Annotated in this window: 10 protein-coding genes; 3 read left to right on the top strand and 7 right to left on the bottom strand. The window is 64.1% G+C overall.

Features of this window, described 5'->3' with window-relative positions; all coding sequences use genetic code 11:
• Positions 1–93: 93 nt before the first annotated feature.
• Positions 94–2,262 carry a malate synthase G gene (locus tag GJ672_RS06715; RefSeq protein WP_154296466.1) on the bottom strand — a complete coding sequence of 723 codons (2,169 nt, stop codon included), beginning with the start codon at positions 2,260–2,262 and terminating at the stop codon, positions 94–96.
• Positions 2,263–2,433: 171 nt separating this feature from the next.
• Between GJ672_RS06715 and sthA the strand changes: the two genes are divergently transcribed.
• Genes sthA through ppk1 form a run of 3 tightly spaced genes read left to right on the top strand, consistent with a single transcriptional unit; the run spans position 2,434 to position 6,400 of the window.
• Positions 2,434–3,831 carry a Si-specific NAD(P)(+) transhydrogenase gene (gene sthA / locus GJ672_RS06720; RefSeq protein ID WP_154296467.1) on the top strand — a complete coding sequence of 466 codons (1,398 nt, stop codon included), beginning with the start codon at positions 2,434–2,436 and terminating at the stop codon, positions 3,829–3,831.
• A 5-nt stretch (positions 3,832–3,836) separates the two neighbouring features.
• Positions 3,837–4,277: a thioesterase family protein gene (locus GJ672_RS06725; RefSeq protein ID WP_154296468.1), complete on the top strand. Its 441-nt coding sequence runs from the start codon at positions 3,837–3,839 to the stop codon at positions 4,275–4,277.
• A 44-nt stretch (positions 4,278–4,321) separates the two neighbouring features.
• A complete protein-coding gene (ppk1, locus tag GJ672_RS06730) occupies positions 4,322–6,400 on the top strand; it encodes a polyphosphate kinase 1 (protein WP_154297077.1) in 2,079 nt (692 codons plus the stop codon).
• Positions 6,401–6,414: 14 nt separating this feature from the next.
• Here ppk1 and ppx read toward each other — a convergent pair whose 3' ends face one another.
• From ppx to relA, 6 genes are all read right to left on the bottom strand, one after another.
• Positions 6,415–7,932 (bottom strand): exopolyphosphatase, encoded by a 1,518-nt coding sequence (gene ppx / locus GJ672_RS06735; RefSeq protein ID WP_154296469.1) that lies wholly within the window; start codon positions 7,930–7,932, stop codon positions 6,415–6,417.
• Positions 7,904–8,980, bottom strand: coding sequence for a GGDEF domain-containing protein (locus GJ672_RS06740; RefSeq protein ID WP_229381842.1), 1,077 nt, complete (start codon positions 8,978–8,980; stop codon positions 7,904–7,906). Before GJ672_RS06740 ends, ppx begins: the two co-directional genes overlap by 29 nt.
• Positions 8,977–9,405 carry a DUF2721 domain-containing protein gene (locus GJ672_RS06745; RefSeq protein WP_229381843.1) on the bottom strand — a complete coding sequence of 143 codons (429 nt, stop codon included), beginning with the start codon at positions 9,403–9,405 and terminating at the stop codon, positions 8,977–8,979. Before GJ672_RS06745 ends, GJ672_RS06740 begins: the two co-directional genes overlap by 4 nt.
• The gene (locus GJ672_RS06750; RefSeq protein ID WP_154296471.1) at positions 9,398–9,955 is read right to left on the bottom strand and encodes a hypothetical protein; all 558 of its coding nucleotides are present in this window, start codon (positions 9,953–9,955) and stop codon (positions 9,398–9,400) included. The genes GJ672_RS06745 and GJ672_RS06750 overlap by 8 nt, the downstream gene beginning before the upstream one ends.
• Before the next feature lie 163 nt (positions 9,956–10,118).
• Complete coding sequence (locus GJ672_RS06755) at positions 10,119–11,819, bottom strand: ExeM/NucH family extracellular endonuclease (RefSeq protein WP_154296472.1); 1,701 nt, start codon at positions 11,817–11,819, stop codon at positions 10,119–10,121.
• Positions 11,800–14,007 carry a GTP diphosphokinase gene (gene relA / locus GJ672_RS06760; RefSeq protein WP_154296473.1) on the bottom strand — a complete coding sequence of 736 codons (2,208 nt, stop codon included), beginning with the start codon at positions 14,005–14,007 and terminating at the stop codon, positions 11,800–11,802. Before relA ends, GJ672_RS06755 begins: the two co-directional genes overlap by 20 nt.
• Positions 14,008–14,042: the final 35 nt, after the last annotated feature.

The following is a 14,042-nucleotide window of genomic DNA, read 5'->3' on the forward strand; positions in this document are numbered from 1 at the left end:
CGGTGACGGGTCGAGGGTGTCTCGGTCCACAAAAAAGCCCGGCATGAGCCGGGCTTTTTTATTGGGCAAACACCGCCGGGGCGGCGCGGGTTGTCACCCGCCCCGCTTCAGCGCCAGCCGATAGGCGTGCAGCAGGGGCTCGGTGTATCCGCTGGGCTGCTCCCGGCCCTTGAGCACCAGGTCACAGGCCGCCCGGAACGCTGCACCCTCGAACCCCGGAGCCATGGGCGTGTAGGTGGGATCATCGGCATTCTGCCGATCCACCACCGCGGCCATCCGCTTCATGGTCTCCATGACCTGCTCTTCGGTGATCACGCCATGGTGCAGCCAGTTGGCCAGCAGCTGACTGGAGATCCTCAGGGTGGCCCGGTCTTCCATCAAGGCCACGTCCTTGATGTCAGGTACCTTCGAGCAGCCGATGCCCTGATCCACCCAGCGGACCACATAGCCGAGAATGCTCTGGCAGTTGTTGTCCAGTTCTTCGCGAATGGCCTCAGGGCTCCAGTCGGGTGAACCGGCCACTGGCACGGTGAGCAGGTCGTCGATGGTGGCCCGGCGAGCGCCTGCCAGCTCGGATTGCTTCGCCCGGACATCCACCTGATGATAATGGGTGGCATGCAGGGTCGCCGCGGTGGGTGACGGCACCCAGGCACAGTTGGCACCGGACCGCGGATGGCCGATCTTGGCCTCAAGCATGTCCGCCATCAAATCCGGCATCGCCCACATGCCCTTGCCGATCTGGGCGTGCCCTGGCAACCCGCAGGCCAGCCCCACATCCACGTTGTGATCCTCATAGGCATTGAGCCAGCGGGATTGCTTCATCTCGCCCTTCCGGACCATGGGCCCCGCTTCCATGCTGGTGTGGATTTCGTCGCCGGTGCGATCCAGGAATCCGGTGTTGATGAATATCAGCCGCTCCCGGGCCTGATGGATACAGGCCTTGAGATTGAGGGTGGTCCGGCGTTCCTCATCCATGACGCCCACTTTCAGGGTGTTGGCGGGCAGACCCAGCACCGACTCGACCCGGCTGAACAGTTCGACGGTCAGGGCGACTTCGTCGGGACCATGCATCTTCGGCTTGACGATATAAACGCTGCCGGCCCGGCTGTTGCCACCGTCGCGCTTGAGATCATGCATGGCGATCATCGACGTGCACAGGGCGTCGAGAATGCCCTCCGGAATTTCATTGCCATCACCGTCGAGCACCGCCGGCGTTGTCATCAGGTGTCCCACGTTGCGCACCAGCAACAGGCTGCGGCCGGGCAGCGTCAGGGGTGCGCCATCCGTGCCGGTGTACTGCCGGTCGGGATTGAGGGTTCGGACCACTTCCCGGCCCTGCTTGTGAAAACGCTCCTCGAGATCGCCGCGCATCAGGCCCAGCCAGTTGCGATAAACCAGCGCCTTGTCTTCGCCGTCCACCGCCGCTACGGAGTCCTCGCAATCCTGGATGGCCGTCACCGCGGATTCCAGCACCAGGTCTCGAACCCCGGCCGGATGATTACGGCCGATTGGATCCTCCGGATCAATGCTGATCTCTACGTGAAGCCCGTTGTGACGAAGCAGCACCGCCGAGGGGGTTTCACCGCCGACGAACCCGACGAACTGCTGTGAATTCGCCAGCGTGGTTTCGCCACCCCCGTCCAGGACCACCTGCAGCGCATGACCACCATCGGCGGCCACCATCCGGTAGGCACTGACGTCGGCATGACTGCCGGACTTCAGGGGATAGTTGGCATCCAGAAACGCCGCTGCCCAGGCCACCACTCGCCGGGCGCGTTCCGGATTAAATGCTCCGCCGCGCTCGGCACCGGCTTCGTCGGCGATTGCATCCGTCCCGTAGAGGGCGTCATAGAGACTGCCCCAGCGCGCGTTGGCGGCATTGAGGGCGTACCGGGCGTTGTTGACCGGCACCACCAGCTGAGGGCCCGCCACCTCGGCAATCTCTCGATCAACATTGGCGGTGCTGATGTCGAAGTCCTCGGGCTCTGGCCGCAAATAACCAATGGACTCCAGAAATGCCCGGTAGGCGGGTTGCTGCTCGGCGCCGGGGTTGTCCTGATGCCACTGATCGATCTGCTGCTGCAAACGATCCCGCTCGTCGAGCAGCGCCCGATTACGGGGCCCCAGCTCGTGGACGAGATCTGCCAGCCCCTGCCAGAACGCCGCAGCATCAACACCGGTTCCGGGCAGTGCCTCATTGGTGATCAGCTCGTGCAGTGCCGATGACACCTGCAGTCCGGCCACCTGCTTGTACTCGCCCATGTCTCCTCCCTTGACTGATCTAAAGTCTTGCCCGTTGATTGTTAACCCGTGGCTACATTAACCGAGACGGGGGCTGCCATAAAGATCTGGTCAGACCAAAATGTTTGCCCGGGGTGCAACTGTTATCATGCGGATTCAGTCACCGGCCGGGGTTGAGCAGGACGGAGTGCCATGACCAGCAGCCATTACGACGTCATTGTCTTGGGAAGCGGGCCCGGCGGTGAAGGCGCCGCGATGAAAATTGCCAAGGGCGGACGCAGGGTCGCGGTGGTGGAGCACTACCGGGAAGTCGGGGGCGGATGCACCCACTGGGGCACCATCCCGTCCAAGGCGCTGCGGCATAACGTCCGGCGGTTGATGGAATTCAACAGCTCACCCCTGTTCCGGGAAGCCGGTGAGCCGCGTCATGTGTCCTTTCCCACCATGCTGCGGCATGCCGGCCAGGTCATCGATCAGCAGGTCGGTCTGCGAAGCTGGTTCTACCAGCGCAATGATGTTCCGGTCATCAATGGCAAGGCCCGCTTCGTCGATGATCACACCCTGGAAATCGACACGCCGGAGGGTCGCGTCACCCGTGTCACCGCGGATTTTTTCCTGATCGCTGCGGGCTCCCGCCCCTATCGGCCCGATGACGTGGACTTCTCCCACCCCCGCATCTGCGACAGCGACCAGATCCTCAACCTGGACCACACGCCGCGCAACATGATCATTTACGGCGCCGGGGTGATCGGCAGCGAGTACGCGTCCATTTTTCGCGGACTGGGGGTCAAGGTGAACCTGATCAACACCCGCGATCGCATGCTGGCATTCCTGGATGATGAAATCTCCGACGCGCTGTCTTATCACCTTCGCGAGCACGGGGTGCTGATTCGCCATCGGGAGGAATACGAGGGCATTGAAGCCGATGAACAGGGCGTAACGCTGACCCTGAAGTCCGGCAAGCGCCTGCGTGGCGACCTGTTGCTGTGGGCCAACGGCCGAACCGGCAATACCGATGGCATGAACCTCGAATCGCTGGGGGTTATGCCAAACGGTCGGGGGCAACTGGAGGTCAACCACGATTTCCAGACCGCTCAGCCCCATATCTATGCCGTCGGTGACGTGATCGGCTATCCCAGCCTGGCCAGCGCCGCCTACGACCAGGGACGCTATGCGGCCACTCACATGCTTGAAGGCCACTGCAATTACCGCCTGGCCCAGGATGTGCCCACCGGAATTTACACCATTCCGGAAATCAGCTCGGTGGGCCGGACGGAGCAGGAGCTCACCGAAGCCCGGGTGCCCTATGAAGTGGGACACGCCTTCTTCAAGGACCTGGCCCGGGGCCAGATTTCCGGGCAGACCGTGGGCATGCTGAAAATTCTGTTTCACGCCGAGAGCCTGGAGCTGCTGGGTATTCATTGCTTCGGGGACCAGGCGGCGGAAATTGTTCACATCGGCCAGGCCATCATGGCCCAACCGGCACCGGGTAATACCCTGCGCTATTTCATGAATACCACTTTCAACTATCCGACCATGGCCGAGGGGTATCGGGTGGCGGCGCTGAACGGCTACAACCGGGTCGCCTGACCCTGATGGCGGATCATTCGCTGACGATCGTCCCGCCGGAGCGGATGGCGTTCCGGCATTCCCTGGCGATTCGGGTCACGGACGTCAATCAGGGCGGTCACATGGGCAATGAGCGCGTGCTGATGTACTGCCAGGAGGCGCGGGCCGCGCTGCTGGCGGCCATGGGCGGAGACGAAGGCGACGTTTGTGGCGCTGGCGTCATCGTGGTGGACGCCCGCATCCTGTTCATGGCGGAGGGCTTCGCCGGAGACGTACTGACCATCTCGGTGGGCGTCGACGACTATCGCCGCAGCAGCTGTGACTTCTTCTATGAGCTGGTGCGGGATCATGATGGCCGGACCATTGCGCGAGCCCGAACCCGGATCGTGTTTTTTGACTATGCGCGCCGGCGGGTGGTCCGTATGCCGGCAACCTTTCGTGAACGTCTGCCTGTCATCAGCCCGTAACAGGACTGAGTGACCCTGAGCGGATCATGGCAAGGCTTTCCACCATGGATGCACCGGATCTCCACAACCCCGAGCTCTACACCAACCGCCAGATCAGTCTGCTGGAATTCAACCGCCGAGTGCTCGCCCAGGCGGAGGACACTCGGACGCCTTTGCTGGAGCGGCTCAAGTTTCTCTGCATCGCCAGCTCCAATCTGGATGAATTCTTCGAGATCCGGGTAGCGGGTCTGCGCCAGGCCCAGGAAATGGGGGTGTCGCAGAGCGGTCCGGATGGACGAACCCCTCAGGAAGTCCTGCGCGACATCAGCCAACGGGCCCACGGGCTGGTGGACACTCAGTATCAGCTGCTCAACGACGGTCTGATGCCGGCCCTGGCCGAGGCCGGCATTCGGTTTCTGCGCCGGGATGAGTGGAGCGCCGAGCAGCAACGCTGGATCCGGGAGTACTTCGAAAATTCCCTGCTGCCGATTCTCACGCCCATGGGACTGGATCCGAGCCATCCGTTCCCGCAGGTGCTGAACAAAAGCTTGAACTTCATCGTGTCGCTGGAAGGCCGGGACGCCTTTGGCCGCAACAGCGGCATGGCGGTGGTGCAGGCGCCTCGTGCCCTGCCCCGGATTATCCAGCTGCCGCCAGGCGAGCCGGGTAACGGCCCCCACGACTTCGTTTTTCTCTCGTCGATCATTCATGCCCATGTCTCCGACCTGTTTCTCGGCATGGAAGCCACGGGTTGCTATCAGTTTCGGGTCACACGCAACAGTGACCTCTACGTGGACGAGGAAGAGGTGGATGACCTGCTCCGGGCCATGGAGGGCGAGCTGCAGTCCCGCCGCTATGGCGATGCGGTGCGCCTGGAAGTGGCATCTAACTGCCCGGAGCACATGGCCCGGTTCCTGCTCCAGGAGTTCGAGCTGGAGGAAGAGGCCCTCTACCAGGTGGATGGTCCGGTCAACCTGAACCGCCTGCTGGCGGTCTGCGATCTGGTGGATCGACCCGACCTGAAATACCCGGGCTTCACGCCCGGGGTGCCGCCCGCCGCCCACCACGGCATGGACCTGTTCAAGACCATGCGCCGGGGTGACCTGCTGTTGCACCACCCGTTCGAGTCGTTTGCGCCGGTGGTGGAAATGCTGCGCCAGGCTGCCCAGGACACGGACGTGCTGGCCATCAAGCAGACCCTCTATCGAACCGGTCCGGACTCGGCGGTGGTCAACCACCTGGTGACCGCCGCCCGGGCCGGCAAGGAAGTCACCGTGGTGATTGAGCTGCGGGCACGCTTTGACGAAGAAGCCAATATCCAACTGGCCAATCGCCTTCAGGAAGCCGGCGCCCACGTGGTGTACGGCGTGGTCGGGCACAAGACCCACGCCAAGATGATGCTGGTGGTTCGGCGTGAGGGACGCCGACTGCGCCACTATACCCACCTGGGTACCGGCAACTACCACTCCCGCACGGCGCGCCTCTACACCGACTACGGATTGCTCACGGCCAATGCCGCCATCGGCGAAGATGTCCACCGGGTGTTCATGCAGCTCACCAGCCTGGGAAAGGTCTCAGAGCTGACGCATCTGCTGGAGTCCCCTTTTTCCCTGCATCAGGGGATGCTGGATCGTATTGCCCGGGAGCAGGCCCATGCCGAAGCGGGCCGTCCGGCCCGATTGGTGGCCAAGGTCAACTCGCTGGTGGAGCCGCGGGTGATACGGGCCCTGTACAGCGCCTCCCGTGCCGGGGTGCGCATCGAGCTTATCGTGCGGGGCATGTGCAGCCTGCGCCCGGGGTTGCCCGGAGTCAGCGACAACATCCAGGTGCGATCCATTGTTGGCCGCTTCCTGGAGCACACCCGGGTCTTTCTTTTCGAGAACAATGGCGAACCCGAGGTGTTCTGTGCCTCGGCGGACTGGATGGAGCGCAATTTCTTCCGCCGGGTGGAAACCGGCTTCCCCCTGTTGGAAAAATCGCTCCGGGATCGCGTCATCAACGATCTCGAAACCTATCTCCAGGACAACACCCAGGCCTGGGTGCTGGGCACCGACGGCGAATACACACGACTGCAGCCGGAGGGCGACCAAACCCCGCTCAGCGCCCAGCAGACCCTGCTGGAGACCTACAGCGACGACCACTGACCGGCTGGCCGGAGTTACTCGATTCGCAGGCTGACCCCGGCGCGGGCCAGATAGTCCGCCTCCTCCTCAAGGTCGGCGGAGATCAGCGGCCGCTGGGACAGCCACTCCCTGCCAAACTTCAGCGTGATGGTGGTGCCGTCGGCTGTGACCCGCCGGGGAACGACGATCTCGGGATTGCGTGCCCGATTCAGCACCACGGACAGCCGCAGCAGAACCGCCAGCCGAAGGGCCGGCGCCTGCCAGTCCGCCGGCAGCTCCTCGAATGCCCAAACCGGCAACTTGCGGCGGTGGACCCGAACCAGCGTGGCCAGCAGGCTCTGCTCCTCGCGAGAAAACCCCGCCAGGTCGCTGTGATGGAGGATATAGGCGCCATGCTTGTGATACTGGCTGTGCGAAATATCCAGGCCGACCTCATGCAACCGAGCCGCCCAGATCAACATGTCTTTGAACCCGCGCGTGGATGACGGCTCGGCCACTGGCGCCTGAGTGTGCAAAGCTTCAACGGTGGCGGCCACTCGCCGGGCCTGTTCATCATCCACGTGATAGCGGGTCGCCAGCGCCGTGACCGTGGCCTCACGCACATCTTCATGGCGGATGCGGCCGAGCAGATCGAATAACAGGCCTTCCCGCAGGGCTCCATCCGACGCTTCCATGTGCTCGAGCTTCAGGGCCTGGAGGATCCCCGACAACACCGCCACCCCCCCGGCAATCACCTCGGCCCGGGACCGGCCGACGCCGTTCAGCGACAGCCGGTGGACGTGACCCGCCTCGAGCAGCGCCTTTCTGAGCCTCGCCAGGCCATCAGGATCGATGCCACTGTCACTCCAGCCGTTCACCCGCAGACAGCGCTCCACCGCGCGAATCGTGCCGGAGGCGCCGATGACCCGATCCCAGCCGATGCGCCGGTAGCGCTGGACAATGGGTTCGAGTTCGCGTCGGGCATGCAGCTCGGCCCGCGCCATGCGCTTTTCGGTAATGGCCCCATCCGCGAAGTGACGGGCCGTGGTGCTGACACAGCCCATGTGCAGGCTTTCCATCTCCCGGGCCGCGAACGCTTTACCGATGATCAACTCCGTGCTGCCGCCACCAATGTCCACCACCAAACGCTGCCGATCATCATCCGCAATGCTGTGGGCAACACCCAGATAGATCAGCCGGGCTTCCTCGTAACCGGAAACGATTTCGATGGGATAACCGAGGGCCGACTCGGCGTCGGCCAGAAAGCCTCGCCGGTGACGCAGCTGACGGAGGGTATTCGTGCCCACCGCGCGCACCGCATGCACTGGCAGCCCCTGCAGGCGCTGTCCAAAGCGCGCCAGACACTCCAGGGCCCGGCGGCGTGCATCGCCATCCAGATGGTTCTTGCTGTCGAGGCCGGCGGCCAGCCGGACGGACTCACGGATGCGGTCAGTGATCACCAGACCCTGGGGCTGGGGCCGGGCTACAATCATGTGAAAACTGTTGGACCCGAGGTCGGCAGCCGCCACCTCGGGACTGTCCGGCTCAGCTGGCGGCGATTTTTTCTTCGCCATCACTGCGGGCCCGCTCGATGAGTTTCCAGACGTCGTCGCCGGGCTCCATGGACGCCATGCCCACCGCGCAGCGGAGACTGAAACGGGCTGGCAAGCCGCTGAAGCGGCTGGATTCGACACAGTTGCGGAGTCGACCGGCAACCCGCTGACCTTCCGGCGCTGGCGCATCCGGCAGGACCACCAGAAACTCTTCGCCGCCGTAGCGGCCCAGACCGTCAATGTCCCGTACACAGCCCTTGAGGCGACGAGCCACTTCCTTGAGCACCTCATCGCCGGCGGGGTGACCGAACTCGCGATTGACCCGCTTGAACTGCACCAGATCAATCATGATGACTGCCAGGGGCTGATCCAGGCGTTCCGCCCGCTCCATCTCCTGAACCAGGTAACCGACCATGGCGGAACGATTGCTGATGCCGGTGAGCGGATCCAGCACGCGCAGGTCGTGAACCTGCTCGAGGGCGCGCTGCAGCTCGATCTGCCGCTCCCGGAGTGAGCGCCTCAGATTACTGACGTGACTGGCAAAAAAACCACCACACGGGACCAGGGTGCTGAGCGCCGCCAGGTGAAGAAGCTCCACCTGAGCATTAAAGGCTTCAGGGCGCTGCTGCCAGACGGCGGCAATGGCCGTGGCGTAGCAGAACAGCGCAAATCCGCCGAGGGCGGTGAACTGCCGGGGATTCAGACGAAGAACGCCGAACATCAACAGCACCAGAAACAGCAGCAACATGCCGCCCCGCCCGCCATCCAGCAGATACATCACCGCCCCCATGATCAGACAGACCATGAACATCTGAGGCCCGGTCATGCTGGGGTCGGCAAAGCGTTCATTGCGGCCGCTGCGTAGCAGAGCGTAAAGGCCGGCATTAACCAGCACGATCAGCAGGGTCAGGAACCGCCATTCGTTCCAGGCTAGCAGGCCCTGACGGACGTACAGGCCAAGCAGGGCAACGGCCAGCGCGTAAACCATCGCCGCCATCAGGAATCGCCGCACCCGCAGTGATTGACGCGGATCGGCCTGCGGCAGTATCGGACCCAGCGGGACGTTCACGGCGGGGACTCCATTTCGGACAACTGAATGTTGAGCGCCGTCACCGAAATCCAGATCTCGCGAACGGACAACAGCAGCGAAACCATCATCAGTCCCAGACTGACCCCGAACAGGCCGCGGGCTGCCACCGTGGCACCCGCAAAAAGCAGAAATATGCTGCTGGTCGCGAACAGAAGACTGCCGACGCCGGCGGCCTGCATGTATTGAATCAGGCGAACACGCCGACGGAGGTTGTCGATTTGCGCCAGAAGGCTCTGCCGCTGGGTGTTGGCGTACTGGGACTGCAGATCCCGAATCAGCGAGGCCAACGCCAGAAAGCGGTTGGTGTACGCCAGCAGCAGCAGAGAGACGGCGGGGAACAGCAACGACGGCGTCGCCAGGGTCAACTCCGCCGCCTGGCCGCTGATGGTGTCGACGTTAACCACCCGATTGAGATCCCTCTCGAATGCCCGAGAGCTCTTCACGCAGCTCATCGAATCGCTCGATCATCGCCGGCGCCTCCGGGTCAATCTCGCCCATGACCTCGATCAACTGATCCCGCAGACGGGCTTCGGCCTGCTGGACTTCGCGGTCCTGCATGGCCTCCTCCCGCGCTTGCATCACCTGACGTCGAGACTCCTGATAGGCCTCCAGCAGATCGGCCCGCTCCGGACTGTCAGCCTCCATGCCCCGCAACTCCCCGGCCATTGACCGCAGCTCGCGAAGGGCACCACGGGGCGACGCCAGACCCGCCTCCTGCATCTTCACCGTCACCAGATCTTCCAGTTCTTCCTGTAGGGTCGCCAGACCCGGGTTCTCGGCCAGCGCCTGTTCGCGGAGCGCGGTGAGGTCTTCGAGGAGCTCATTGGCCTCGGCCACCATGGCCTCCTGCTCACCCGGCAGCGCCTCGCCCGTGGCCGGACCCGGCAACGCCAGGATGCCCATTAAAGCCATCGCCGCCATAAACGCCGAGGCTGATATTCGGAATGCCGCCATCACAGACTCCGGTGCCAGTACTTGCATTAATCCGAACGCACGGTATCAGCGCGGTACCGCTGAATGTCAATCAGTCCATGAAACGGCCGATGGCTTATAGTGCCGCCATGACGACCATGACGCCAATCCCGTCTGCCGACGCTTCAGAGACTAAGTGCCAGGGTCACCCGCTGTGGGGTATTTTCATGTCCACCACCAGCGGATCGTGGTCACTGGCGCGCCAGACGTCGTCACCCTCCTCGATCAGATAGACCGGCTCGTCCGCATTCACCGACCAGATACGCAGCCGCTGGATCTTTTCCGCTGCGGCCGCATTGGCAAAAACATGATTCAGATAGCCGGCGCGGCCGCGGAACACGTAGTTGTAACGCTGCGCCGGAGGCACATGACGGGCCAGCTGATTCGCCAGGCCGACATCCTCGAGAACGCGGGCGGGTGCCTCCCGGGCATAGGCATTGAGATCCCCCGTCACCAGTAGCGGCACCGCCTCCATTGCCTCCGGTGACAACCATTCACCCAGCCATTCCACCAAAGCCTCGGACTGCCCGCGACGACGCTCGGCCCAGCATCCCTCCCCCCGGTCGATGTCGCCGGCATCCGGGCAACGGGTCCGGGACTTGAAATGGGCACCGGCGACCGCCAGCTGTTGACCGCTTTCGTGCCGGAACAGGGCCACCACGGGATCACGGGGGTGAATCGCGGCCACCTGACGGCCGGCACGGATCAGCTCCATTCGATCCGGGCGGTAGAGAATCACGGTACGGATCACAGCCGGACTCCGCGGGGTGAGCACCGCCTGGTAATGCCGCCGTGGTGGCTCGGACTCGTTCACCAGATCCAGGAAATCCACCACCACGGCGGGGCGATTCTCCAGCTCGTGCAGCACCAGCACATCGCCATCCAGGGCATCCAGGGTGGCTCGGATGCGTTGTCGCTGCCGCCGGAATCCCGCTTCCGTGGACGGCCCTCGCCCCTGCCGGTCAAGGAAGTAGTTTTCCACATTGAAATGCACCACCCGGATGCCGTCGTGAGGGGGCGGCGGATCCGGGCGGGGATTGGTGGACTGGAAGGTCGGTGGGGTGACCGGATGAATCCGCCAGTCGCCAAAGGCCCGGGTGATGATGCCGGTAATGGCCTCGACCCGGTCGCCGGCACGCCGGACACCATCGGGATCCAGGTAAGGCACGGGTCGGGGATCCCGCTGGTGGCTGCCATCATCAAGAATGAGCGGCAGCAGTCGGCCTCCGGGGGTGCCGTTATTGGGCTGAAAAGCCCGGCCGCCGGCGGACAGGCGGAGACTGCCATAGCGGCCCAGGTTATAGACACCGGTGACCGTCAGCGGACCCGGAATGTGAACCAGTCGATCCACGAAGTGCCCGGGCGCCTCCAGGTCCGAGGCCGAGAGCACAGGGGGCTCAATGCGGCCGAATCCACACTGGACCGCCGCATCCAGCGCTTCCAGCTGAATCCGCCCCCGAAACCGTCCGGCTCTGGCACGTAACCGCCAGCGCTCACCCCGCGCCGGGGCACGGTCAGCGGTGAGCTGCGGGGCATAAACGAAAGCCCCCGCGGGCTCGAGCGTTGACTGGGACTCGATAAAGAAACCGTTGAGGCCCTCACGGCCGGGGAAACTGGCGGTGACCACCGCCTCGATCACCACCGACTCGCCCTCGGGCAACGGCGGTTGATCCAGGCCCCGTACCTCCGCGAGGGTGGCGGTGGTCGGGCCACCGCAGTCCGCCGGCTGCAACGCCAGCGCTCCACCGGGTCCCAGAAGCGCCAGCAGAAAACCAAAGGCGATCAAACGGGGGGCAGAGCAGCGCCATCGGCGGGGCTGTTGCCACTCAGCTGCCCCGGTGGACATCGCGTACGTTCCGCAGGCCGGCGATGCGCTCCATCACCCGGCTGAGCTGGTCAACTCCCTCGACTTCCACGGTCAGCACCATGCTGGCCACCTGATCGTCCGGGTCCGTGCGGGTGTTCACCGCCGTGACATTTATACCCTCGGCGTTGAGCAGCGAGGAAATATCCCGAATCAGGCCGCGGCGGTCATAGGCCTCCACGGCAATGTCCACGGGATAACGGCGGCCCTCGCGCTGGCTCCAGTGGACATCAATCAACCGATCCGGCGCGGTCTCTTCAAGCCGGCTGAGATTGCCACAGTCCCGCCGATGGATGGTGACGCCGGCCCCCTGGGTGATGAAGCCGACGATGTCGTCCCCCGGCGCCGGCTGGCAGCAGCGTGCCAGGCGGGTCAGCAGATTGCCCACACCGTGAATGCGGATGTCGTCTCCACCGCTGTCGCCTTCCCGCCGCTGGCGGCGGCGGGGCAGTTGATCCGGATCATCGGCATCCGGCAACAGTCGATCCCGCAACAGGGAGGCGATCTGTCCCCCGGTAATGTCGCCCCGGCCGATGGCCGCCAGGAACTCCGGGAGTTTGGGGAAGCGGGAGCGGGCCGCCAGCGATTCGAGGTTGACGTCGTCCAGGCCGAGCCGATGCAACTCCTTTTCCAGCATCACCCGACCGGTCTCCGCATTCTTGTCCTGATCCTGCTGACGAAACCACGCCCGCACCTTGGACCGGGCCCGGGGAGAGGTCAGATAACCCAGCCCGGGATTGAGCCAGTCGCGGCTGGGTGTGCCATTTCGGGCGGTCAGGATTTCCACCTGATCCCCGTTGCGCAGCGCCCGGGCCAACGGGACGATCCGACCATTCACCCGTGCGCCGCGGCAGCGATGCCCCACCTCGCTGTGCACCGTGTAGGCAAAATCCAGTGGCGTGCTGCCGCGGGGCAGATCGATCACGTCGCCGTCCGGCGTCATTACATAGACCCGGTCCTGGAAGACCTCGGCCTTGAAGCGATCCAGAAAGTCCTCGCTCTCTTCGGCATCCGCCGGGGTCTCCAGCAGCTTGCGCAGCCAGGCCACCCGGGCGTCGAAATCGGGATCCGCTCCACGGCCTTCCTTGTAGCGCCAGTGCGCGGCGATGCCCAGCTCCGCCTGCTCGTGCATGCCATGGGTACGAATCTGCACTTCCACGGCGCGTCCGGCAGCGCCGGCCACAGCGGTATGCAGGGACTGGTAATTGTTCTCCTTGGGACTGGCAATGTAGTCATCAAACTCGCCGGGAATGGGTTGCCAGAGTTGATGCACCACCCCCAGAGCGGCGTAGCACTGAGGCACGGTCTCCACCAGAATCCGGAAGGCCCGCAGGTCGAACAGCTCGTGAAAGCCGAGGCCCTTGCGCCGCATCTTTCGCCAGATGCTGTAGATATGCTTCGGGCGGCCGGAGACCTCGGCTTCAATGCCCGCCGAAGCCAGCGCGGCCTCCAGGCGGAACTTCATCTCTTCAATAAAGCGCTCACGATCCACCCGTCGCTCGGCCAGCAACCGGGCGATCCGCTTGTAGGCGGTGGGGTCCAGGCACCGGAACGAGAGGTCCTCCAGCTCCCACTTGACCTGCCAGATACCCAGTCGATTGGCCAGGGGGGCATACAGATCAAGGGTCTCCCTTGCCATGCGCTGATGCTCATCGTCGTTTGCCTGGCGAAGCACGCGCATGTCATGAAGGCGCTCGGCGAGCACCAGAAAGACCACCCGGATATCCCGGGCCATGGCGAGCAGCATCTTGCGCAGCGCTTCCGAACGCTCGGCACCCGCCTGCTGACCCGGACCCGCCGGCAGGCGACTGACCTGCCCCATCCGGCGCACCCCCTCCAGAAGCTCGGCAACATCCGGGCCGCAATGCTCCGCCACCTGCTCCATGGCCATCGCCTGACGGTCCGGCAGATCGTGTAGCAGGCCGGCGATCAGGGAATCCGTGTCGAGACCGAGGCCAGCGAGAATGTCGACCACGCCCAGGGCGTGTTCCATGTAGCGGTCACCCAGCTCGCGACGGGCATCACCATAGGCATTCCGCGCCAGCGACCAGGCATCGGCAAGCCGATCGCAATCGACCCGGTCAGCGTCCACCGCCAGCGTTTTGATCCATGCCCGGGGATCCGTCTCGAGCGCCCTGGAATCCCTGGCAACGTCGCTCACTTTCACCATTGTTTCAGTTTACCGTCCATGGCTATTGATCATCC

The organism is Spiribacter sp. 2438 (assembly GCF_009676705.1).
Classification (GTDB): Bacteria; Pseudomonadota; Gammaproteobacteria; order Nitrococcales; family Nitrococcaceae; genus Spiribacter.